At 70.3% G+C, this 19,945-nt stretch carries 19 protein-coding genes and 1 riboswitch; of the genes, 11 read left to right on the forward strand and 8 right to left on the reverse strand.

Annotation, left to right across the window (positions count from 1 at the left end; genetic code table 11):
* Positions 1-12: 12 nt before the first annotated feature.
* The gene (locus OG992_RS07695; protein ID WP_266302813.1) at positions 13-699 is read right to left on the reverse strand and encodes a TetR/AcrR family transcriptional regulator; all 687 of its coding nucleotides are present in this window, start codon (positions 697-699) and stop codon (positions 13-15) included.
* Positions 700-916: 217 nt separating this feature from the next.
* Here OG992_RS07695 and OG992_RS07700 point away from each other — a divergent pair, with 217 nt between their 5' ends.
* The 4 genes from OG992_RS07700 to OG992_RS07715 all read left to right on the forward strand — a co-directional run bounded on the left by OG992_RS07700 (position 917) and on the right by OG992_RS07715 (position 5,165).
* Positions 917-1,864 (forward strand): ion transporter, encoded by a 948-nt coding sequence (locus OG992_RS07700; RefSeq protein ID WP_266302814.1) that lies wholly within the window; start codon positions 917-919, stop codon positions 1,862-1,864.
* Positions 1,865-1,942: 78 nt separating this feature from the next.
* The gene (locus tag OG992_RS07705; protein ID WP_266302815.1) at positions 1,943-3,112 is read left to right on the forward strand and encodes an acyl-CoA dehydrogenase family protein; all 1,170 of its coding nucleotides are present in this window, start codon (positions 1,943-1,945) and stop codon (positions 3,110-3,112) included.
* Positions 3,112-3,957, forward strand: coding sequence for a phosphate/phosphite/phosphonate ABC transporter substrate-binding protein (locus tag OG992_RS07710; protein WP_266302816.1), 846 nt, complete (start codon positions 3,112-3,114; stop codon positions 3,955-3,957). Before OG992_RS07705 ends, OG992_RS07710 begins: the two co-directional genes overlap by 1 nt.
* Positions 3,954-5,165 carry a ferritin-like domain-containing protein gene (locus tag OG992_RS07715; RefSeq protein WP_266302817.1) on the forward strand — a complete coding sequence of 404 codons (1,212 nt, stop codon included), beginning with the start codon at positions 3,954-3,956 and terminating at the stop codon, positions 5,163-5,165. The genes OG992_RS07710 and OG992_RS07715 overlap by 4 nt, the downstream gene beginning before the upstream one ends.
* A 63-nt stretch (positions 5,166-5,228) precedes the next feature.
* Here OG992_RS07715 and OG992_RS07720 read toward each other — a convergent pair whose 3' ends face one another.
* On the reverse strand, positions 5,229-5,579 hold the full coding sequence (locus OG992_RS07720; RefSeq protein WP_266302818.1) for a DUF1330 domain-containing protein: 351 nt from the start codon (positions 5,577-5,579) through the stop codon (positions 5,229-5,231).
* Positions 5,580-5,705: 126 nt separating this feature from the next.
* The gene (locus OG992_RS33775) at positions 5,706-6,296 is read right to left on the reverse strand and encodes a TetR/AcrR family transcriptional regulator (protein WP_323181805.1); all 591 of its coding nucleotides are present in this window, start codon (positions 6,294-6,296) and stop codon (positions 5,706-5,708) included.
* A gap of 117 nt (positions 6,297-6,413) precedes the next feature.
* On the opposite strand from OG992_RS33775, the gene OG992_RS07735 reads away from it, so the two are divergent.
* Positions 6,414-6,767 carry a TraR/DksA C4-type zinc finger protein gene (locus tag OG992_RS07735; RefSeq protein WP_266302819.1) on the forward strand — a complete coding sequence of 118 codons (354 nt, stop codon included), beginning with the start codon at positions 6,414-6,416 and terminating at the stop codon, positions 6,765-6,767.
* A gap of 150 nt (positions 6,768-6,917) precedes the next feature.
* Here the strand turns inward: OG992_RS07735 and OG992_RS07740 are convergent, their stop codons facing one another.
* The gene (locus OG992_RS07740) at positions 6,918-8,312 is read right to left on the reverse strand and encodes an FAD-dependent oxidoreductase (RefSeq protein WP_266302820.1); all 1,395 of its coding nucleotides are present in this window, start codon (positions 8,310-8,312) and stop codon (positions 6,918-6,920) included.
* Between the two features lie 50 nt (positions 8,313-8,362).
* Positions 8,363-8,860 (reverse strand): GNAT family N-acetyltransferase, encoded by a 498-nt coding sequence (locus OG992_RS07745; RefSeq protein ID WP_238684931.1) that lies wholly within the window; start codon positions 8,858-8,860, stop codon positions 8,363-8,365.
* 95 nt (positions 8,861-8,955) lie between these two features.
* On the opposite strand from OG992_RS07745, the gene OG992_RS07750 reads away from it, so the two are divergent.
* From OG992_RS07750 to OG992_RS07760, 3 genes are read left to right on the forward strand one after another with little or no spacing between them, the layout of a single operon-like run.
* Positions 8,956-9,309 carry a metalloregulator ArsR/SmtB family transcription factor gene (locus OG992_RS07750; protein WP_238684932.1) on the forward strand — a complete coding sequence of 118 codons (354 nt, stop codon included), beginning with the start codon at positions 8,956-8,958 and terminating at the stop codon, positions 9,307-9,309.
* Positions 9,306-10,397: an ACR3 family arsenite efflux transporter gene (gene arsB, locus OG992_RS07755; protein WP_266302821.1), complete on the forward strand. Its 1,092-nt coding sequence runs from the start codon at positions 9,306-9,308 to the stop codon at positions 10,395-10,397. Before OG992_RS07750 ends, arsB begins: the two co-directional genes overlap by 4 nt.
* An 18-nt stretch (positions 10,398-10,415) precedes the next feature.
* Positions 10,416-10,856, forward strand: coding sequence for an arsenate reductase ArsC (locus tag OG992_RS07760; protein ID WP_266302822.1), 441 nt, complete (start codon positions 10,416-10,418; stop codon positions 10,854-10,856).
* Here OG992_RS07760 and eno read toward each other — a convergent pair.
* Entirely contained in the window at positions 10,838-12,103 is a 1,266-nt protein-coding gene (gene eno, locus OG992_RS07765; RefSeq protein WP_266302823.1) for a phosphopyruvate hydratase, read from the reverse strand. The genes OG992_RS07760 and eno overlap by 19 nt on opposite strands.
* Before the next feature lie 118 nt (positions 12,104-12,221).
* Between eno and OG992_RS07770 the strand changes: the two genes are divergently transcribed.
* Positions 12,222-13,136, forward strand: a complete 915-nt coding sequence (locus OG992_RS07770; protein ID WP_266302824.1) for a MerR family transcriptional regulator — start codon at positions 12,222-12,224, stop codon at positions 13,134-13,136.
* A 460-nt stretch (positions 13,137-13,596) separates the two neighbouring features.
* Here the strand turns inward: OG992_RS07770 and OG992_RS07775 are convergent, their stop codons facing one another.
* On the reverse strand, positions 13,597-14,592 hold the full coding sequence (locus OG992_RS07775) for a ribonucleotide-diphosphate reductase subunit beta (protein ID WP_266305174.1): 996 nt from the start codon (positions 14,590-14,592) through the stop codon (positions 13,597-13,599).
* A 56-nt stretch (positions 14,593-14,648) separates the two neighbouring features.
* Positions 14,649-16,967: a ribonucleoside-diphosphate reductase subunit alpha gene (locus OG992_RS07780; protein WP_266305175.1), complete on the reverse strand. Its 2,319-nt coding sequence runs from the start codon at positions 16,965-16,967 to the stop codon at positions 14,649-14,651.
* A gap of 191 nt (positions 16,968-17,158) precedes the next feature.
* Positions 17,159-17,376, reverse strand: a riboswitch (cobalamin riboswitch).
* Positions 17,377-17,808: 432 nt separating this feature from the next.
* Between OG992_RS07780 and OG992_RS07785 the strand changes: the two genes are divergently transcribed.
* Both OG992_RS07785 and OG992_RS07790 read left to right on the forward strand, forming a co-directional pair.
* A complete protein-coding gene (locus OG992_RS07785; protein ID WP_266302825.1) occupies positions 17,809-19,206 on the forward strand; it encodes an enolase C-terminal domain-like protein in 1,398 nt (465 codons plus the stop codon).
* A gap of 7 nt (positions 19,207-19,213) precedes the next feature.
* Complete coding sequence (locus OG992_RS07790; RefSeq protein WP_238684936.1) at positions 19,214-19,936, forward strand: FadR/GntR family transcriptional regulator; 723 nt, start codon at positions 19,214-19,216, stop codon at positions 19,934-19,936.
* The last annotated feature ends 9 nt before the right edge of the window (positions 19,937-19,945 follow it).

Genomic DNA, 19,945 nt, shown 5'->3' on the forward strand with positions numbered 1-19,945 from the left:
AGGCGAGGCGGGTCAGCCCACCTCGGTCGACTCCGCGAGCAGCAGGCCGGTCAGCAGACTGCGCACTGTCCGTTCGACGAGGTCCGCCCGGGGTGCCGGTCCGGAGGGCTGACGGAACGCCGCGACCAGGTGCGGGTACGCCGCGAGGTCCACCCCGGCGAAGCTGAACGCCCCGGCGGCGGACTCGCGGCGGGCAAAGAGGCTCACCACGCCGGTCATCATCGCGATGGTCTCGAACTTGGCGGCGGCAGGGCAGCGCACTGGTTCCAGGATCCGGATGCAGTTGTCGAACCAGGCCAGGCTCTGCGGGCCGATGCCGGAGGGCCGGTGGATCACGTCGAGCAGCCACGGGTGGGCGCCGAACAGTGCCAACTGCCGGCGGCCCAGCAGCACCATCGTCTCCAACCAGTCGCCCTCCACCTGCGGGTACGGGCGCAGCTCCCCCACCGCCCGGTCGGTCATCAGGTCCAGCAGGTCATCGCGGGACGACAAATAGCGGTAGAGGGATCCGGCGCCGGTGCCGAGCGCGGCGGCCACGGCGCGCATCGACACCGCGGCCAGCCCTTCGGTGTCGGCCAGGGTGATGGCGGCCACGACGATGGCCTCCCGGCTGTGCGCCGGAGCGGGGCCACGGCTGCCGCGTTCGGGCCTGCTCCAGATCGGCTGCCGGTCGGGGTCGCTCGCGGCTGTGTCACTCACTGATCTACTGTAAATCGCACACGGCGTTCCGATTTGTCGTCGCCGCACGGATCGCGTCGACGCGCAGCGAACACGTCACGCTGCACTGACGGCACTGTCGCGCAGCGTCATTGATCTTGGCTAGGGTGGTGGGCATGCCCGCACACCATCCGCACCGCCACGACGACGGCCGGAGGTGGGCCCCGGCCCCGGCACGCCTCATCGAGCCGGCCGACTGGTGACCGACGCACCCGTGCCCGCCCAGCGGGGCGGTCCGTCCACACCGCCGTCGCACCGCTCCGGATGGACCGGCCGTTGCGACCGGCTCGCCCGGTCACGGCCCTTCGAGATCGCCATCGTCGTGGTCATCCTCGCCAACGGCATCGTTCTCGGCCTGGAGACGTACGACGATCTGAGCCCGGCGGGCACCGCGCTGCACGGCCTGGAGCTGTTCTTCCGGGCCGTCTTCGTCGTCGAGATCGCCGTCCGGCTGGCCGCCTACGGCAGACGCCCACAGGACTTCTTCCGGCACGGCTGGAACGTCTTCGACTTCGTGGTGATCGCGGCGATCTTCATCCCGGGCCTGCACGGCGACCCGGCGCTGCTGCGGGTCGTCCGGGTCGCCCGCATGGTCCGCCTGGTGCGGTTCTCACCCGGTCTGCGGACCATCGTCTCCGCACTGTGGCGCAGCCTGCCGGGAGTCACCGGGTTCCTCGCCCTGGCCGTGGTGACGCTCTACGTGTACGGCATGGCCGGCTGGCTGATCTTCGGCAACAGGTATCCGGAGGAGTACGGCGACATCGGCCGCTCGCTGCTGACGTTGTTCGTGCTGCTGTCGCTGGAGACTCTGCCGGACCTCATCGAGCAGGGCATGGCGATCTCACCATGGACGCTGCTCTACTACGTCAGCTACGTGGTCATCACCGTCAACCTGCTGCTCAACATCCTCATCGCTGTCATCGTGAACTCCATGGAGGAGGCCCGCCGGTTGGAGATGACCGAGCGACTGGCTCCCGGGTACGACGAGGACGGCGACGGCGTACCGGACGAGGTGGACCGGATCGCGCTCACCCAACGGCTGGACGACCTGCGCGCGGTCATCACCGAGTTGGAGCGCGAGCTGCGCATCGACCGGGACGACGGGCACGGCCGACCCCACCGGGACAACGCCCGCGCCAGACGGTGATCCGACGCTCGCGCTGCGTCCACGAGTTCGGATAGTGTCGGCGGCGGTCCCATCGGCCTGCCGTGAGGGGTTCCGAGCATGACGACCAGTGTCGACAATGCCCAGACCGCCACCGATCCCCCGGACACGCTCGGCACGGTGATCGACGACGTGATCCGCCCGCAGGCGCCGATCGTCGACCGGGACGGGACCTTCCCCCGTCCGGGTGTCGACGCTCTCGCCGCAGCCGGCCTGCTCGGCCTGGCCTCCTCGACCGACGTCGGAGGCGCCGGCCACGGCCTGCGGGCGGTCGCCGAGGTGATCGAGCGGCTGGCCGCCGAGTGCGGGTCCACGGCGATGGTGGTGCTCATGCACTACGCGGCCACCGCCGTCATCGAGGCGCACGGCCCGCACGACGTCCGCGCGGCGATCGCCACCGGCGATCACCTCACCACGTTGGCCTTCTCCGAGTACGGCTCGCGCAGCCACTTCTGGTCGCCGACCGGCACCGCGACAGCCGCCGCCGACGACACCGTCCGCCTCGACGCGCGTAAGAGCTGGGTCACCTCGGCCGGCGAGGCCAACAGCTACGTCTGGTCGAGCCTTCCGCTGACCCGCGACACCGGCCCGATGACGCTGTGGCTGGTGCCGGCCGACAGCGCCGGCCTGAGCGTGACCGGCGACTTCGACGGGCTGGGTCTGCGGGGCAACGGCTCTCGGCCGATGACCGCCGACGGGCTCCGGGTTCCGGCGACGGCGAGGATGGCGGCCGACGGGGCTGGGCTCGACACCGCGCTCGGTGCGGTCCTGCCCTGGTTCCTGGTGCTCAACGCCGCCTTCTGCCTCGGTCTCGCCGACAGCGCGGTGGCCGAGGCGGGCCGACATCTCACCAGGACCACGCTCGCGCACACCGGCGCCGCCCTGCGCGACGCGCCCGTCACCCGACGCGACCTCGCCCGGCTGATGATCCGCACCGACGCGTTGCGCGCCTTCCTGGGTGACACGCTGACCGCACTGGAGACCGGCCGTGAGGACGCGACGCTGCGGGTGCTCCAGGTCAAGGCGCTCGCCGGCGAGACCGTCGCCGACGTGACCGATGGCGCGATGCAGCTCTGCGGCGGCAGCGCCTTCCGCAAGGAGTTGGGCCTTGAGCGCCGTTTCCGGGACGCCCGCGCGGCCCGGGTGATGGCGCCGACCACCGACGCGCTGCACGATTTCGTCGGTCGGCTCGCCACCGGGCTGCCGCTGCTCGACGAGGCCAACCGCTGATGCCCGCGCCAACCGTTCTGCTGGGCGCTGTCGCGTACGACCCCAAGGTGGTGACCATCTGGGAGGGCTTCCGCGCCTGGCTGCGCGGGCAGGGCCTGGACTTCGACTTCGTCCTCTACTCCCACTACGAACGACAGGTCGAGGACCTCCTCGCCGGGCGGATCGACGCGGCCTGGAACTCTCCCCTGGCCTGGCTGCGGGCTGAGCGGTTGGCGGCCGCCACCGGCACGGCCGTCCGCGCGCTCACCATGCGCGACACCGACCAGGACCTCACCTCCGTCGTGGTGGTCCGCGAGGACTCGCCGGTGCGCCGGATCGCGGACCTCGCCGGACGGGTGGTCGCCGTCGGGGCGGTCGACAGTCCACAGGCGACGCTGATTCCACTGGGTCACCTCGCGGCGGCCGGGGTCACTGTCGACGTACGCCGCTTCGACGTGGGTGTCGGCCTGCACGGCGACCACATCGGCGGCGAGCGCGACGCGGCCCGCGCCCTGGTGGCCGGGGAGGTCGACGCCGCCTGCATGATCGACGCCAACCACCTGGCGTTCGTCCGAGAGGGCACGCTACCGCCGGAGGGCACCCGCGTCGTGGCGCAGACCGCACGCTACGACCACTGCAACATGACGGTCCGCGCGGCGGAGTCCGACGGCGTCCGGCTCTTCGGCAGGCTGCTGCTCGGCATGTCGTACGCCGATCCGCAGGTGCGTCCGCTGCTCGATTTGGAGGGGTTGAAGGCCTGGCGGGAGGGCCGCACCACGGGGTACGACGCCCTCGCGGACGCGGTCGACGCCAGCGGTTTCTACTCCCCCGACGGGCGGGTGACGGCCACGGACTACCGGCCGTGAGCGCGGCATCGCTCGCCGAGGTCGACCTGGGTGATCTGGGTTTCGGCCGGGGCGCGCACCTGCTGGTGCAGCGCGCCCTGGCCGGGTTGCCGCCCGGCGGCCGGTTGGCGGTCTCCGGGCGCGACCCGGCGCTGCGCGTCCACCTGCCCGCCTGGTGTCGTGGCCGGGGCCATCGGGTCGAATGGCCGGACCGGGGCGAGGCGAGCGAGCTGGTGGCGGTGGTGGTCCGGGGGTCGGCGGATGACGACCGCTGGTTCGGGGCGGAGCGGGCCGGGCCGGCCCTGCCGTCGGCGCTCAGCAGCCGCCCACCCGCGCGGTGGGGGCTCGGCGCCCGGGGCGCGCTCCTCGAAGCCGGTGGTCCGGAGGCGCGGTTCGACCTGGACGACCGCGACCTGGTCTGGGCCGACATCGCCCCAAACCTGTACGCGCAGGCCGCCGCCCGACAGTGGGACCCGCAGACCGCGGTGCCGTGGGACGACCCGTTCGCGCTGCCGGCCGACGTCGAGGCGGCGGTGGTGCAGGTGATGACCTACCTGGTCGAGAACGAGCAGGCCGCCCTCGTCGTGCCGGCCCGGTTCGTGGGGCGCATCCACCCGCACTTTCGGGAGGTGGTGCAACTGCTCGCCGTGCAGATGGCCGACGAGGCCCGGCACATGGAGGTCTTCAGCCGGCGGGCACTGCTGCGCGGCGCCGAGATGGGCACGTCGTCCGCCGGCGGTCGGCAGTCGCTGTTCACCCTCGTCGCGGAGTCGGACTTCGCGTTGGCGTCGTTCCTGCTCTCCGTGCTCGGCGAGGGTAGCTTCGTCGATCTGCTTTCGTTCCTGCACGAGAACGCACCGGACCCGGTGACGCGTCGGATCTGTTGGCTCGCCATGCAGGACGAGCGCCGGCACGTGGTGTTCGGCATGGCACACCTGGAGCATCAGGCGCAGCTGGATCCGCTGCTGCGGGACCGGCTGCGGGCGGCCATCCACCGCCGTCACGACGCGCTTGTCGACACCGCCGGGCTCAACGCGGATGTCTTCGACGCGCTGGTGCTGCTCGCGGCGGGTGGTTGGCATCCGGACGACGTTTCCGCCGGCTTCGACCGGGTGCAGGCTCTGCAACACGCCATGGATCAGGGCCGTCAGCGCCGCCTCGTTCGCCTGGGTTTCCGGCCGGACGAGGCGGCGGCGCTCTCCGCCCTGCACACCCGCAACTTCATGTAGCCGATCCCCGCGCACGGCATGGCGTGCGCGGGGATCGCGGCAGGGCAGGTCAGCGAGCGCTGGTCACTGGCCGAGCAGGGTCCGGATCTGACGCGCGTAGCCGGCCACCGTGAAGTCCGGGCCGACGGAGTCCACCAGGACCAGGTCGTTGATGGTGTGATCGACGCGCAGCGACAGGATCGCCTGGTACTCGGGCGAGTTGTACCAGGTCTTGGCGGTTTCCGCGTCCGGGAACTCGATCAGCACGACCGAACCGGGCCAGCTGCCCTCGAGGACCTGCACCTCGGCATCCAGGACGAGCCACGTGGCGCCGTACGCCTCGGTGGTGGCCTGGACCTGCTCCAGGTAACGCAGGGACTCCTCGGTCGGCACTCCGCCCGGGATACGCAGGTGGTTGATCAGGTAGGTGCTCATGTCTCACTCCTCAGTTGCGGGGTGCTGCCTCCCGGCCGAAGGCGTACGACCGGTCGTCTTGAATTGGTTACGCGCTGGCGCCGGATGGGGGCGACGCGAGCTGTTACCGCTGGGGTCGGACGCGGATCAGGTGAGGATCCGGGCCGTGGTGATCGTGAAGAACTCCTGGAGAGCGGCCGAGTCGCCGGATGCCTTCGCCCGCGCTGCCGCGCCCTCGTAGCTGGAGACGACAAAGCCGGCGAGGTCGGTGGCCGGTTCGTCGCCGTGCAGTTCACCGGCGGCCCGCGCCTGCTCGATCGCCGTGGCGAGCGCGGCGACCCAGCGGCCGAAGCCGGCGTCGACGGCGTTGCGCAGAACGTCGCTGTGTGCCGGGATCTCGGTGGCGAAGTTGCCGAGCAGGCAGCCACGGTCGCCCATGGTGTCGCCGAGGCCGGTGATGTATCTCAGATGCCCGGTGATCCGCTCCAGCGGGGTGCCGCCCTGCTTCTCGTCGAGCATCTCCAGCCCCATCGCCGCGGAGTACCTCGCTACCGAGTCGAGAGCGAGGTCTTCCTTGCTGGCGAAGTGGTTGTAGAAGGTGCCCTTGGGCGCCCCGGCCGCGGCGACGATGTCCTGGACGCTCGTGCCGTTGTAGCCGCGCAGGTGGAACAGGTCCAGCGCCGCGTCGGACAGCCGTTGCCGGGTCCCGGCGGAGGCCGGCGACTTCGATCGTGGCATCTCGTGGCACTCCTCTCGTCCGTGGTTCCGGCTGACTGACGGACACCACGATATGACCGGTCGTCTCGGAATGCCAGTGATGTGACCACGGTCATCCCCCAGTACTCTGAAACGGTCATGAACAGGGATTCCAGCGCGATCCGTGAGGCGTTGCTGCGGCTTCGCGAGCAGACCGAGGCTCAGGCCACTGCCTTGGACGGTGACCTGCGGAGCCTCTTCGAGGCGTCCCGGTCGTCCAATGCCGACGACGAACACGACCCCGAGGGCAGCACGATCGCCTTCGAACGCGCGCAGCTCACCGCCGTCCTGGACGCCACCCGCCGACGCCTGGCGGAGCTGGACGTCGCGCTGCGACGGGTCGACGACGGCAGCTACGGCGTGTGCGAACGGTGCGCCCGTCCGATTCCCGCCGACCGGCTCGTCGCCCGCCCGTCCGCGCGTACGTGTGTCGCCTGTGCCAGCCGGCGGTGACGGCGCCTGCCTGCCTCGGCGGTGGTCCGCCCGACCGCACCTCACTGGGGGGACCGTCCGACTGCACGGGCTGCCCGGACGGCGGCATGGGGGGCGGCCGGGTAGCCGCCGGGCGAGGCAGGCGGCGGCGGGCACCGTCGTATCCGGTGATCAGCTGGCGCAACAACCTCCTGCCGGCGCGGCGTCGAGGGCGATGAGGCTGATCGGAGCGGACCGCAGCCCTCCGGAGATGCCGGTGGACAGTCCACGCCCCGTCGGTTGCGGCCCACAGCAGTCGTCGCCGCCCACCGAGTCGGCAGGGTTGCTGTTGCACACACCGGTCGCGGGCAGGTCGAGTTGGACGTCGCGGGCGGCGGCCCAGTCACCGGCCAGCGCGGCGACCACGGAGCGGACCTGCTCGTAGCCGGTGGCCATGAGGAACGTCGGCGCTCGGCCGTAGGACTTCATGCCGACGGCGTAGTAGCCCTGCTCGGGGTGGGCGAGCACGTCCACCCCGTGCGGCGGCACGGTGCCGCAGGAGTGCTCGTTGGGGTCGATCAGCGGGGCCAGGGCACGGGTGGCGCCCAGCACCGGGTCGAGGTCCAGCCGCAACTCGGCGGCGATGCTGTGGTCGGGGCGGAAGCCCGTGGCCGCGACAACACGGTCGACGGTGATCGACTCGACGGTGCCGTCGCCGTGCCGCAGGACCACGCTCACCCCGCCGTCCGTCGGGGTGAGCGCCTGCACGGAGAAGCCGGTGAGCAGCCGGATCCGGCCAGCGTCGACGTGCGAACGCAGCCGCGCGCCGAGCGCGCCCCGCGCCGGTAGGGCGTCGGCGTCCCCGCCGCCGTAGGTACGCGTCGGCGCGGCGGCCCGGATAGCCCAGGTCACCTCGGTGTCGGGCTCGACGGCGGCCAACTCCGCGAGGGACAGCAGGGTGTTCGCGGCCGAGTGACCGGCGCCGACCACCACTGTGTGCCGTCCGGCGAACCGGCCCCGGTCGGCGCCGAGGACGTCTGGCAGCGCGTGCTCCAGGTACGCCGCCGCATCGGCCTCTCCCCGCGCGCGCAGACCGGACGCGCCGAGGACGTTCGGCGTGCCCCAGGTGCCGGAGGCGTCGATGACGGCGCGGGCGACCAGTTCGTCGCCGTCGGCGAGGCGGAGCAGGAACGGTGCGGTGTCGCGCCCGGCGGTACGCAACCGGTCGAGGCCGAGCCGGCTGATCGCCTCGACGCGTGCTCCGTACCGTACGTGTGGCTTCAGTTGCGGCAGCTGCGCGAGGGGCCGGAGGTAGTCGTCGACCAGTTCCGCGCCGGTGGGCAGTGCCCCCGGGTCGGGGGCGACCCAACCGGCCTCGTCGAGGAGCCGACGGGCAGCCGGGTCGATGTTGTAACGCCACGGCGAGAAGACCCGCACGTGCCCCCACTGGCGTACGGCGGCACCGGGAATGTCGCCGGCTTCGAGGACGGTGAAGGGCAGCCCGCGTTCGTGCAGGTGCGCGGCGGCGGCGAGACCGGTCGGGCCGGCGCCGATGACGATGGTGGGACTGTCGTCCAGAGCGTTCATCAGTGGCTCCTCGGTGTGGTGGCCTGGCCCGTCTTGAGGGCCACGGCTGGTCAGGTGATGGTGGGGCTGCGACGTTCCAGCAGGACGACGTCGCGCCAGCGGTCGTGATGGCGGCCGACCCGCTCGCGTACGCCGATGACCCGGAAGCCGGCACGCTGGTGCAGGGTGAGGCTGGCGGTGTTCTCCGGGAAGACTCCGGACTGGATGGTCCAGATGCCGGCGGCCTCGGTGGAGGCGACCAGCGCGGTCAGCAGCAGCCGGGCGATGCCCCGGCCCTGGGCGGCCGGGTCGACGTAGACGGAGTGTTCGACCACACCGGCGTAGACCGTGCGGGTCGAGGTCGGCGAGACGGCGATCCAGCCGAGCACCACCCCGTCGCTGTCGACGGCCACGAAGCGGTGCGCGCTCAGGCGCGCGGCGTCGAACGCCGCCCAGGTCGGGGCGGTGATCTCGAAGCTGGCATTGCCGGCGTCCAGACCGGCCTGGTAGATCGCCAGGACCCGGTCGGCGTCGTCGTCGGTCATGGTGCGCACGGTGATGTCGGCCATCAGCGGGTTGCCTTCCGGAAGAGATCAGATGCCTGTCTCGACGTCCGTCGAAACAGACAGTTGCACACTGATTAGAGAAGTGTCAACCTAGAGGAATGTCGAATCAAGCAGGTCCGACCATGGACGTGTCGTGCTGCGTCCCGCTGGCCGAGCGACGCGTACCGGCCGAGGCCGCCGCTGTGCTCGCGCCCGCGTTCAAGGCCCTCGGCGACCCGGTGCGGCTGCAACTGCTGTCGATGATCGCCTCCGCCGAGACCGGGGAGATCTGCGTCTGTGACCTGACCCCCGCGTTCGACCTGACCGGTCCGACCATCTCGCACCACCTCAAGACGCTGCGCGAGGCGGGGCTGGTCGACGCCGAACGCCGTGGCACCTGGGTCTACTACCGCGCTCGACCGGCCATCCTGCGCCAGCTCGCCGCGCTGCTCACCGTGGCGCCGGCGACATGACGACGACCCTCCAGAGCGACTCGGCCGAGAGCGCGGTCGTCGGCCGCCTGTCCCGACTCGACCAGTTCCTACCCGTGTGGATCGGGCTCGCGATGGCCGCCGGCCTGCTCCTCGGTCGGCTGATCCCCGGGCTGAACAGCGCCTTGGACGCGGTGCAGATCGGCGGGATCTCGCTACCCATCGCGGTCGGCCTGCTGATCATGATGTACCCGGTGCTGGCGAAGGTCCGCTACGACCGGCTCGACACCGTCACCGGCGACCGCCGGCTGCTGATCTCCTCGCTGGTCCTCAACTGGATCGTCGGCCCCGCCGTGATGTTCGCCCTGGCCTGGATCTTCCTGGCCGACCAACCCGCCTACCGCACCGGGCTGATCATCGTCGGCCTGGCCCGCTGCATCGCCATGGTCATCATCTGGAACGACCTCGCCTGCGGCGACCGGGAGGCCGCCGCCGTCCTGGTCGCCCTCAACTCGGTCTTCCAGGTCGTCGCCTTCGGCCTGCTCGGCTGGTTCTACCTCGCCGTGCTCCCCCAGTGGCTGGGGCTCTCCGGCGCCGAGCTGAACGTCTCCGCGTGGGACATCGCCGGTAACGTGCTCATCTTCCTCGGCATCCCGCTGCTCGCCGGCTACCTCACCCGCCGCCTCGGCGAACGCGCCAAGGGCCGCGCCTGGTACGAGGCACGGTTCCTGCCCCGCATCGGCCCGGCCGCCCTCTACGGGCTGCTGTTCACCATCGTGATCCTGTTCGCCCTGCAAGGCGACGCCATCACCAGCCGACCCCTGGACGTCGTCCGCATCGCCCTGCCCCTGCTGGTGTACTTCGCGCTCATGTGGGCCGGCTCCTACGCCCTCGGCCGGGCCATCGGCCTCGGCTACCAACGCACCACCACGCTGGCGTTCACCGCCGCCGGGAACAACTTCGAACTCGCCATCGCCGTCGCGATCGGCACCTTCGGAGTCACCTCCGGCCAAGCCCTCGCCGGGGTCGTCGGCCCGTTGATCGAGGTACCCGTCCTCGTCGGGCTGGTCTACGTCTCCCTGTGGGCCCGCCGCCGCTTCTTCACTCCCCCGCAATCCGCGACCGCGTAACCGGAAGGCAACCCCGACATGAGCGACAGACCCAGCGTCCTGTTCGTCTGCGTCCACAACGCCGGCCGCTCCCAGATGGCCGCCGGCTGGCTGCGCCACCTCGCCGGCGACACCGTCGAGGTCCGCTCCGCCGGCTCCGCGCCGGCCGAGACGATCAACCCCGCCGCCGTGCAGGCCATGCGCGAGGTCGGCATCGACATCACCGACCAGACCCCCAAACTTCTGGAGTACGCGACAGCGGAGTCCTCCGACGTCATCGTGACCATGGGCTGCGGCGACACCTGCCCGGTCTTCCCCGGCAAGCGCTACGAGGACTGGACGCTCGACGACCCGGCCGGCAAGGGAGTCGACGCCGTCCGCCCGATCCGTGACGAGATCCGGGGTCGGGTGGAGAAGCTCCTCGCCGAGCTGAACCTCGCCACCCGACCGGAGGACAGCCCTCAACGGCCTCCGGCGTAGCTGGCGCGCTCGCCGAGCTCTTCCTCGATGCGGATGAGCTGGTTGTACTTGGCCGTGCGGTCGGAGCGCGACAGCGAGCCGGTCTTGATCTGACCGCAGCCGACGGCCACTGCCAGGTCGGCGATGATGGTGTCCTCGGTCTCCCCGGATCGGTGCGACATCACCACCCGGTACCCCGCCTTGTGCGCGGCGTCGACCGTCGCCAGGGTCTCGGTGAGGGTGCCGATCTGGTTGACCTTGACCAGGATCGCGTTGGCGTAGCCGCCGTCGATCCCGTCGCGCAGCCGGTCGACGTCGGTGCAGAAGACGTCGTCGCCGACCAACTGCACGCGCTCCCCCGCCACCGCCGTCAGCCGCTTCCAGCCGGTGATGTCGTCCTCGGCCATCGGGTCCTCGATCGAGCTGATCGGGTACCGGGAGAGCAGGTCGAGCAGGTAGTCGATGTGCTCCTCGACGCTGCGCTGGCGTCCCTCGCCGACGTAGTCGTAGACACCCGCGCGGAAGAACTCCGAGCTGGCCGGGTCGAGGCAGATCCGCACGTCGACGCCGGGCTGGTAACCGGTGTCCTCGATGGCGCGCAGCACGAACCGCAGCGCCTCGTCGGCGTCCGTGACGTTCGGCGCGAAGCCGCCCTCGTCACCGACGTTGGTGTTGTGCCCGGCCGCGGCCAGGGACGCCTTGAGGGTGTGGAAGACCTCCGCGCCCATCCGGACCGCCTCGGCGAACGTCCGCGCTCCGACCGGGGCGATCATGAACTCCTGGAAGTCGAGCGGATTGTCGGCGTGCGCTCCACCGTTGATGATGTTCATCATCGGCACCGGCAGCAGGCGGGTGCCGACGCCGCCGACGTAGCGGTACAGCGGCTGCCGGTGGGCCAACGCCGCCGCCTTCGCGGTCGCCAGGGACACCGCCAGGATCGCGTTGGCACCCAGTCGACCCTTGTCCTTGGAACCGTCGAGCGCGATCATCGTCTCGTCGATCAGGGCCTGGTCCTCCGCGTCGAGCCCGAGCACCGCGTCGGCGATCTCGCCGTTGACAGCGGCGACGGCAGTGCTCACGCCCTTGCCGTGAAAACGCGTCAGGTCCCCGTCACGCAGCTCGACCGCCTCGTTCGCCCCCGTCGACGCGCCGGACGGCACGGCCGCCCGGCCGGTTGACCCGTCGGCGAGGACCACGTCGGCCTCCACCGTCGGGTTGCCCCTGCTGTCGAGGATCTGCCGAGCCCACACCCGACTGATTGCCGTCATCGCACACTCCCTGTTCAAGCTGCCTTTTCGCAGCCAGACTGGCAGGAAACGGCGGCCCTGACACCGCGACGATGGACACGTTGACCCGTACCCCGGGGTGCGGGTTTAGGGTCGCGGGATGCGGGTGGGTGAGTTGGCACGCCGGACCGGAACCACGGTCCGGGCACTGCGGTACTACGAGTCGGCCGGGCTGGTCGTACCCCGGCGGCTGAGCAACGGCTACCGGGAGTACGACCCGATCGCGGTGCGGCTGGTGGCGCAGATCCGCGAGCTGATGGCGCTCGGCCTCACCGTCGAGGAGACCCGCCCGTTCGTCGAGTCGATCGCCGATGGTTCCGACGACACCGACGTGTGCGCGGCGGCGGTGGCCACGTACCGCAGCACCATCACGAACCTCCAGGAACGGATCGGCAAGTTGACCGCCCAGCGGGACGCGCTGGACGCACGCCTGGACGCCGCCGCGACCCAGGTCGTACCCGGCAGTCCCGCCGAAGGCGCCGACCCCACCGCGCTGGTCGGCGTCAGGTTGCCACCGCTGTCCTTCTACGGCACCGACGGCCGCCCGGTCGATCTCGGCGCGCTCGGGGCCGGGCGCAGCGTCATCTTCGTCTACCCACTGACCGGACGACCGGGTGTGGACCTGCCCAACGGCCTGCTGGAGATCCACGGTGCCCGCGGCAGCACCGAGCAGGCCGCCTGGTTCCGCGACCACCACGCGGAACTCCGCGCGGCCGGCGCCGCCCGGGTGTACGGCCTGTCCGCGCAGTCGACCGGGTACCAGCGGGAACTCGCCCACCGGCTGCGTCTGCCCTACCCGCTGATCCCCGACCCGAGACTGACCCTGGCCGAGGCGCTGCGGCTGCCGACCCGCGCCGCCGGCGACATGACGCTCTACGAGCGGCTGACCTTGATCGTCGCCGACGGTGCTGTCGAACACGTCTTCCACCCGATCCCGGACCCGGCGTCGCACCCCCTGCACGTGATGCGGTGGCTCACCAAGCGACGCCAGGCTCCCGGATCGGTCGCCGCCTAGAAGTCGTCGTCGAACGCGCCGCACCGCTCACCGTCCACAGTTACTTCTGCAACATGATCGATGCGGCGGATCGCCAACGAGATTTCTCAAAGACCGCGAGCTGGTCGAGGGCCATCCAGGCAAAGGTGTCTACGTCGCAGAAGCCCAGAGCTGAGCGCGCCGCTTCCTTGATCGATTGATGAGAAGTAGCCCAGCACCGTCGCGTTTAGACGGACTGGCTGTTCGCCAACCCCGCGCTACCTCGTCGATCATGGAGTTGTGGTGGGCGACAAAGTGCCCGCACAACACCAATCAGGCACCATAACTCCATGATCGACGAGACCGGACCGCCCCTTCCCCCGCGATCTTGCACTTCCTGTCGCGACATAACAGGGCATTGCGCGCATACCGGCGACCGAAACTGCAAGATCGGCGCGGACGGGGTGGTCCTCACTGGCAACGCGTGGGCCGAGGTCGCCGCCTAGAAGTCGTCGTCGAAGGCGACGGTGCCGGTCACCCCGACCTGGTACGCCGACACCCGCCGCTCGAAGAAGTTGGACAGCTCCTGCACGTCCTGCAACTCCATGAAGCCGAACGGGTTGCTCGAACCGTAGTGCGGCGCGATGCCGAGCTGGGCGAGGCGGCGGTCGGCGACGTGCTGGAGGTACTCCCGCATGTCGGCCAACGTCAGACCGGGCACACCGTGGCCCACCAGGTCCTCGGCGAACTGCACCTCACACTCGACCGCCTCGGTGAGCATCCGGCGAACCTGGTCGGCGAGGTCGTCGTCGAACAGGTCCGGCTCCTCGGCGCGGACGGTGTCGACGACGTCGAACGCGAACGCCATGTGCATGGACTCGTCGCGGAACACCCAGTTGGTGCCCGAGGCGAGGCCGTGCAGCAGCCCGCGGGAGCGCAGGAAGTAGACGTACGCGAACGCGCCGTAGAAGAACAAACCCTCGATGCAGGCGGCGAAGCAGATCAGGTTGAGCAGGAACGTGCGCCGGTCCTCGCGGGATCGCAGCTCCCGCAGGTCGGTCAGGGAGTCGATCCACCGGAAGCAGAACTCGGCCTTACGACGGATCGAGGGGATGTTCTCGATGGCCGCGAAGGCCTCGAAGCGTTCGGTCTCGTCGGGCACGTACGTGTCGAGCAGGTTGAGATAGAACTGGACGTGCACGGCCTCCTCGAACAGCTGGCGGGACAGGTAGAGGCGACCCTCCGGGCTGTTGACGTGCTGGTAGAGGTTGAGCACCAGGTTGTTGGCGACGATCGTGTCACCGGTGGCGAAGAACGCCACCAGGCGGCTGACCAGGTGCCGTTCGGCCGGCGACAGCTTGTCCAGGTCGGCGAGGTCGGCGTGCAGGTCGACCTCCTCGACCGTCCAGGTGTTGCGGATCGCGTCGCGGAACCGGTCGAAGAAGTGCGGGTAGCGCATCGGGCGGAGAGTCAGGTCCATCCCGGGGTCGAGCAGCATGTGCGTGGTCCTCGTGTCGGTGGTGCTGGCATCGGTGGTGGCGGCGTCGGCGGGAGTCACTGGCAGGCCTCGCACGACTCGGGGTTCTCCAGCGAGCAGGCCAGCGCCTCCGCGTCGACGACGACGGGTGCGACGGCGCTGACGGTGGCCTGCTGGATCCGCGTCGCGGGGCGCGAGCGCAGGTAGTAGGTGGTCTTCAGCCCGGCCTTCCACGCGTACAGGTACATCGAGGAGAGCTTGCCGATGGTCGGCGCGGCCAGGAACAGGTTCAACGACTGGGACTGGTCGATGAACGGGGCGCGGGCGGCAGCCAGGTCGATCAGCGCCCGCTGCGGCAGCTCCCACGCGGTGCGGAACAACTCCCGTACGCCGGCCGGCAGCTCGGCGATGTCCTGCACCGACCCCTCCGCCCGCTTGATCGCCGAACGAATCCGCTCGGTCCACAGACCGCGGGCCTTCAGCTCGCGTACCAGAGCGGTGTTGACCTGGAGGAACTCCCCCGACAGGGTCTCGCGCTTGAACAGGTTGGACACCTGCGGCTCGATGCACTCGTAGCACCCGGCGATCGAGGCGATGGTCGCGGTCGGTGCGACCGCCACGAGCAGCGAGTTGCGCAGCCCGTACGCCTCGACCCGCTCGCGCAGCGCGTCCCACCGCGCGGTCTGCGTACCCTCGACACCCCACAGGTCGGGCTGGAGCTGGCCTCGCGCGGCCCGGGTCTGCGGGTACGCCGGGTGCGCGCCGAAGTCGCGCGCCAGGTCGGCGGAGGTCTCCAGCGCGGTCAGGTACAGCTCCTCGCTGATCCGGGTGGACAGCTCGCGGGCGGCCGGCGAGTCGAACGGCAGCCGCAGCGCGAAGAACACGTCCTGTAGGCCCATCAGCCCGAGCCCGACCGGCCGCCAGCGGGGGTTGCTCGCCGCCGCCTGCGCGGTCGGGTAGTAGTTGATGTCGATGACCCGGTCGAGGAAGGTCACCGCGGTCCGCACCGTGGCGCGCAGCCGCTCCCAGTCGATGCCGCCGTCGGTGAGGTGTGCGGCGAGGTTCACCGAGCCGAGGTTGCACACGGCGGTCTCGGTGTCACTGGACACCTCGACGATCTCGGTGCAGAGGTTCGACAGGTGCACCACGTTGCCCGGCTCGGCGGTCTGGTTGCAGAGCCGGTTGGCGGCGTCCTTGAAGGTCATCCAGCCGTTGCCGGTCTGGGCGAGGGTCCGCATCATCTTCCCGTACAGCTCCCGTGCCGGAACCTGCCGCACGTAGCGGCCCTGCGCCTCGGCCTCCCGGTACGCGGCGTCGAACCGCTCCCCCCACAGGTCGGGCAGCTCGGGCACCTCGTGCGGGTCGAACAGCGACCACAGCTCGTCGGCCTCGACCCGGCGCATGAACTCGTCTGGAATCCAGTTGGCCAGGTTGAGGTTGTGGGTGCGCCGGGCGTCCTCGCCGGTGTTGTCCCGCAGTTGCAGGAACTCCTCGATGTCCGGGTGCCACGGCTCCAGGTAGACGCAGGCCGCCCCCTTGCGCCGGCCACCCTGGTTCACCGCGGCGACGCTCGCGTCCAGCGTGCGCAGCCACGGCACGATCCCGTTGGACTGCCCGTTCGTGCCCCGGATCAACGCGCCGCGGGAGCGGACCCGGGAGTACGCGATGCCGATGCCACCGGCGAACTTGGACAGGTTGGCGACCTGGGCGTACCGCTGGTAGATGGAGTCCAGCTCGTCGAGCGGGGAGTCGACCAGGTAGCAGGAGGACATCTGGGTGTGCCGCGTCCCGGAGTTGAACAAGGTCGGTGAGCTGGGCAGGTAGGCCAGGCTGGACATCAGTCGGTAGAAGCCGACCGCCTCGTCCGCCGTCCGGGCCAGGCCGCAGGCCACCCGCAGCAGCCAGTACTGCGGGGTCTCCAGCACCAGTCGGCTGGTGGGGTGGCGCAGCAGGTAGCGGTCGTACACCGTGCGCAGGCCGAAGTACTCGAACCGGCGGTCGCCGTCCGGGTCGATGGCGTGGTCGAGCGTCGTGGCGTGCGCGTCGACGAACGCGGCGGTGTCGTCACCGATCAGGCCCTCGGCGTGGCCGGCCCGGATCGCCGCGCTGAACGAGGTGATGCCCTGTCGACGCACCTCCTTGTCGACGTAGCCGGCCAGCAGCCGCGCGGCGAGGCGCGAGTACTGCGGCTCCTCGCCGATCATCTCGGCCGCGGTCTGGATGGACAGCCGGTCCAGTTCGGCAGTGGTCGCGCCGTCGTAGAGGCCGCTGATGGTGCGGGTGGCCACCCGCATCGGGTCGACGTCGGTCAGGTCGTCGGCCCACCGCTCGACCGCCCGGACGATCTTGTTCACGTCCACGGGTTCGGTGCCGCCGTCGCGCTTGCGGACCTGCATCGGCGTCCGCCGCAGGATCGCGTCGCCGCTGGCCGGGACTACCTCGGTGACTGTCACCACTCGCTCCTCGGAGTTCGAGACCTGGTGGTCCGGACGCGAGGAGACAGACACCGGCGGACGCCACGCCAGCACGGCGTGGGTCAGGTGGCGTCAGCCGTCCCACGCGGCCTCGGACCGCCGCCCACCCGGGTGCGGGTACGCGGCGCGCTGGCAGGTCTTCGGACTCGCGGGCACGACCGGACTCGCCGGTCTCCTACTGGCCGTCGCTTCCCAGGCCGATTGGTGGCCCAGTGCTGATGACGGCGGTCGTTCCCACTCACCGCTGCGGGACAGTCCCGGATTTCCACCGGGTTCCCTGTTGCCTCGACCGCCCCGGATGAGCGGCCGAACCAGCTGCGCTCGACACCATATATAGGGACACAGCCGTTGTCACACCCCACATGTCGGTCTCGGGCGTGTCGGCGACTCACTCGGTGACCACCGTCACCACCCCGGCCGACCACCCCACGCCGACCGAGGCCGGGCACCAGAGACCGGACTCTCCCCGCGCGTGTCGACAGTCGACAAAGATTTGATGTATCGAGGCCACGGCACCGTAGAGTGCTCCCATACGTCGACGTCAATGCCTTGGCGCGAGGGGGAACATCCAATCTCCACAACCCGCCACCCCCGCCACCTTCGCCCGTCTACCGGCACGATGGGCGACAAGGCGGAACGACCCTGCGGCGCAAACATCATATGTCTGTGGGCCTACGGTGATCGACATCGTTGACGGGCTGGAGCAGCCCTCCGTATACTCCCAGTGATCATCTGATCTTTAGCCGAGCCGGGCGAGGAGCGCATGCCGCAGATCACCGCCGTCACCGTCGAAGACGTCCGCTTCCCCACCTCCCTGACCGCTGACGGGTCAGACGCCATGAACAAGGACGGCGACTACTCGGCGGCCTACGTCGTCCTGCACACCGACGGCGTCGACGGCGCGGGCGCGCCACTCGCGGGGCACGGCCTGACCTTCACCATCGGCCGAGGCAACGACATCGTCGCCGCGGCGGCGGTCCACCAGGCACAGCTCCTGGTGGGCCTGGACGTGGCGACGATGGCAGCGGACATGGGCGCTGTCTACCGCCTCCTCACCTCCGACTCGCAACTGCGCTGGCTCGGCCCGGAGAAGGGTGTCGTCCACCTGTCCCTGGCCGCCGTGTTGAACGCGTCGTGGGACCTGGTCGCCCGACTCGCCGACAAGCCGCTGTGGCGGCTGCTCGTCGACATGTCCCCCGAGCAACTCGTCGACATCGCGGACCTGCGCTACCTGTCCGACGCGCTGACCCGCGACGAGGCACTGGCCATCCTGCGGGCCAAGGAGGGCACGAAGGCCGCCCGCCTCGCCGAGCTCGACCGGACCGGCTACCCCGCCTACACCACCTCCGCGGGTTGGCTCGGCTACGGCGACGACAAGCTGCGCCGGCTGTGCCAGGAGGCGGTGGACACCGGCTACGGCTACGTCAAGCTCAAGGTGGGCGCCAACCTCGACGACGACATCCGCCGATGCGCTATCGCACGCGAGATCCTCGGGCCGGATCGCAACCTGATGATCGACGCCAACCAGGTGTGGGACGTCGGTCAGGCCATCGACTGGGTCACCGCCCTCGCGCAGTTCACGCCACTGTGGATCGAGGAGCCGACCAGCCCCGACGACATCCTGGGCCACGCCGCCGTCCGCCGCGCCGTCGCTCCGATCGGCGTCGCCACCGGCGAACACTGCCACAACCGGGTGATGTTCAAGCAGCTGTTCCAGGCCGAGGCCATCGACTTCTGCCAGCTCGACACCGGCCGGTTGGCCAGCATCAACGAGATCGTCGCCGTGCTGCTGCTCGCCGCGAAGTTCGACGTCCCGGTGTGCCCACACGCCGGCGGTGTCGGCCTGTGCGAGATGGTCCAACACGTGTCGGTGCTCGACTACGTCGCGGTCTCGGGAGACCTCACCAACCGGGTCACCGAGTTCGTCGACCACCTGCACGAGCACTTCACCGATCCCTGCATCATCCGGGACACCGGCTCCGGCAGCGGATACGTCCTGCCCAGCCAGCCCGGCTACTCCACCCGGATGCGTCAGGAGTCGGTAGCGCTCTACCGCTTTCCCGACGGCCACTACTGGGCGGCGACAGACCCGACTACCGTGTCATCTCCGGAGGCGGCGTACGTGACTGCGGGTGGGAAGGCCACCCCCGCCGGCCGCTAGGGGGATCATGTCTCGCACTGACGAAGTGGTCAACGGTATCAAGCGGATGATCCTCGAAGGGCAGTTCAGGCCCGGGGACCGGTTGCCCATCGAGAAGGACCTCGCCGAGCAGCTCGGCGTCTCGCGTGGATCTCTGCGCGAGGGGATGTCGGCCCTGTCGATCCTCGGCATCGTCAACATCCGCCAGGGCGACGGCACCTACGTCACCAACCTCGACGCGCCACAACTGCTGGCGCCGATGGGTTTCGTGGTGGACTTCCAGGGCCAGGGCGACCCCCGGCACATCCACACCGTTCGCCGGCTGCTGGAGTGCGAGGCCGCCTGCCTGGCGGCGACCAGGATCACCGACGAGGCCCTGGCCCAGGCGGGTGACCTGCTCGACGAGGCGGCCCGGTTGATCGGCCAGTCACCGCCGGACCACGAGCGGATCATGGAGATCGACATCGCCTTCCACCGGATCATCTCGGTGCACGCCGAGAATCCGGTGCTCGTCGGCCTGATCGAAGCGTTCGCCGGGCGCACCATCCGTGGCCGGCTCTGGCGGAGTCTGCACGAGGAGGGCGCGGACCTGCGCACCCATCACGAACACGTGGCGATCCTGAAGGCCCTCGTGGCGCGCGACCCGGAGCGGGCGCGCACCCGGATGGCCAACCACCTGATCGGCGTGGAGGAGTCGTTGCAGGGGTTACCCGACGACGCCGACGCGAGCATCGTGACGGCCCGGTCGTGACGGCCGCCC

Origin of the sequence: Micromonospora sp. NBC_00362 (assembly GCF_026342155.1) — a bacterium.
In the GTDB taxonomy this organism is placed as follows: Bacteria; Actinomycetota; Actinomycetes; order Mycobacteriales; family Micromonosporaceae; genus Micromonospora; species Micromonospora hortensis.

Coding starts and splice junctions, on each gene's coding strand:
- OG992_RS07705 (WP_266302815.1), top strand. CDS start 1,943: ATGACGACCAGTGTCGACAATGCCCAGACCGCCACCGATCCCCCGGAC.
- OG992_RS07720 (WP_266302818.1), bottom strand. CDS start 5,579: ATGAGCACCTACCTGATCAACCACCTGCGTATCCCGGGCGGAGTGCCG.
- OG992_RS07745 (WP_238684931.1), bottom strand. CDS start 8,860: ATGGCCGACATCACCGTGCGCACCATGACCGACGACGACGCCGACCGG.
- OG992_RS07785 (WP_266302825.1), top strand. CDS start 17,809: ATGCCGCAGATCACCGCCGTCACCGTCGAAGACGTCCGCTTCCCCACC.
- OG992_RS07790 (WP_238684936.1), top strand. CDS start 19,214: ATGTCTCGCACTGACGAAGTGGTCAACGGTATCAAGCGGATGATCCTC.
- OG992_RS33775 (WP_323181805.1), bottom strand. CDS start 6,296: ATGCCACGATCGAAGTCGCCGGCCTCCGCCGGGACCCGGCAACGGCTG.
- OG992_RS07735 (WP_266302819.1), top strand. CDS start 6,414: ATGAACAGGGATTCCAGCGCGATCCGTGAGGCGTTGCTGCGGCTTCGC.
- arsB (WP_266302821.1), top strand. CDS start 9,306: ATGACGACGACCCTCCAGAGCGACTCGGCCGAGAGCGCGGTCGTCGGC.
- OG992_RS07740 (WP_266302820.1), bottom strand. CDS start 8,312: ATGAACGCTCTGGACGACAGTCCCACCATCGTCATCGGCGCCGGCCCG.
- OG992_RS07770 (WP_266302824.1), top strand. CDS start 12,222: ATGCGGGTGGGTGAGTTGGCACGCCGGACCGGAACCACGGTCCGGGCA.
- OG992_RS07775 (WP_266305174.1), bottom strand. CDS start 14,592: ATGCTGCTCGACCCCGGGATGGACCTGACTCTCCGCCCGATGCGCTAC.
- eno (WP_266302823.1), bottom strand. CDS start 12,103: ATGACGGCAATCAGTCGGGTGTGGGCTCGGCAGATCCTCGACAGCAGG.
- OG992_RS07760 (WP_266302822.1), top strand. CDS start 10,416: ATGAGCGACAGACCCAGCGTCCTGTTCGTCTGCGTCCACAACGCCGGC.
- OG992_RS07780 (WP_266305175.1), bottom strand. CDS start 16,967: ATGCAGGTCCGCAAGCGCGACGGCGGCACCGAACCCGTGGACGTGAAC.
- OG992_RS07750 (WP_238684932.1), top strand. CDS start 8,956: ATGTCGAATCAAGCAGGTCCGACCATGGACGTGTCGTGCTGCGTCCCG.
- OG992_RS07710 (WP_266302816.1), top strand. CDS start 3,112: ATGCCCGCGCCAACCGTTCTGCTGGGCGCTGTCGCGTACGACCCCAAG.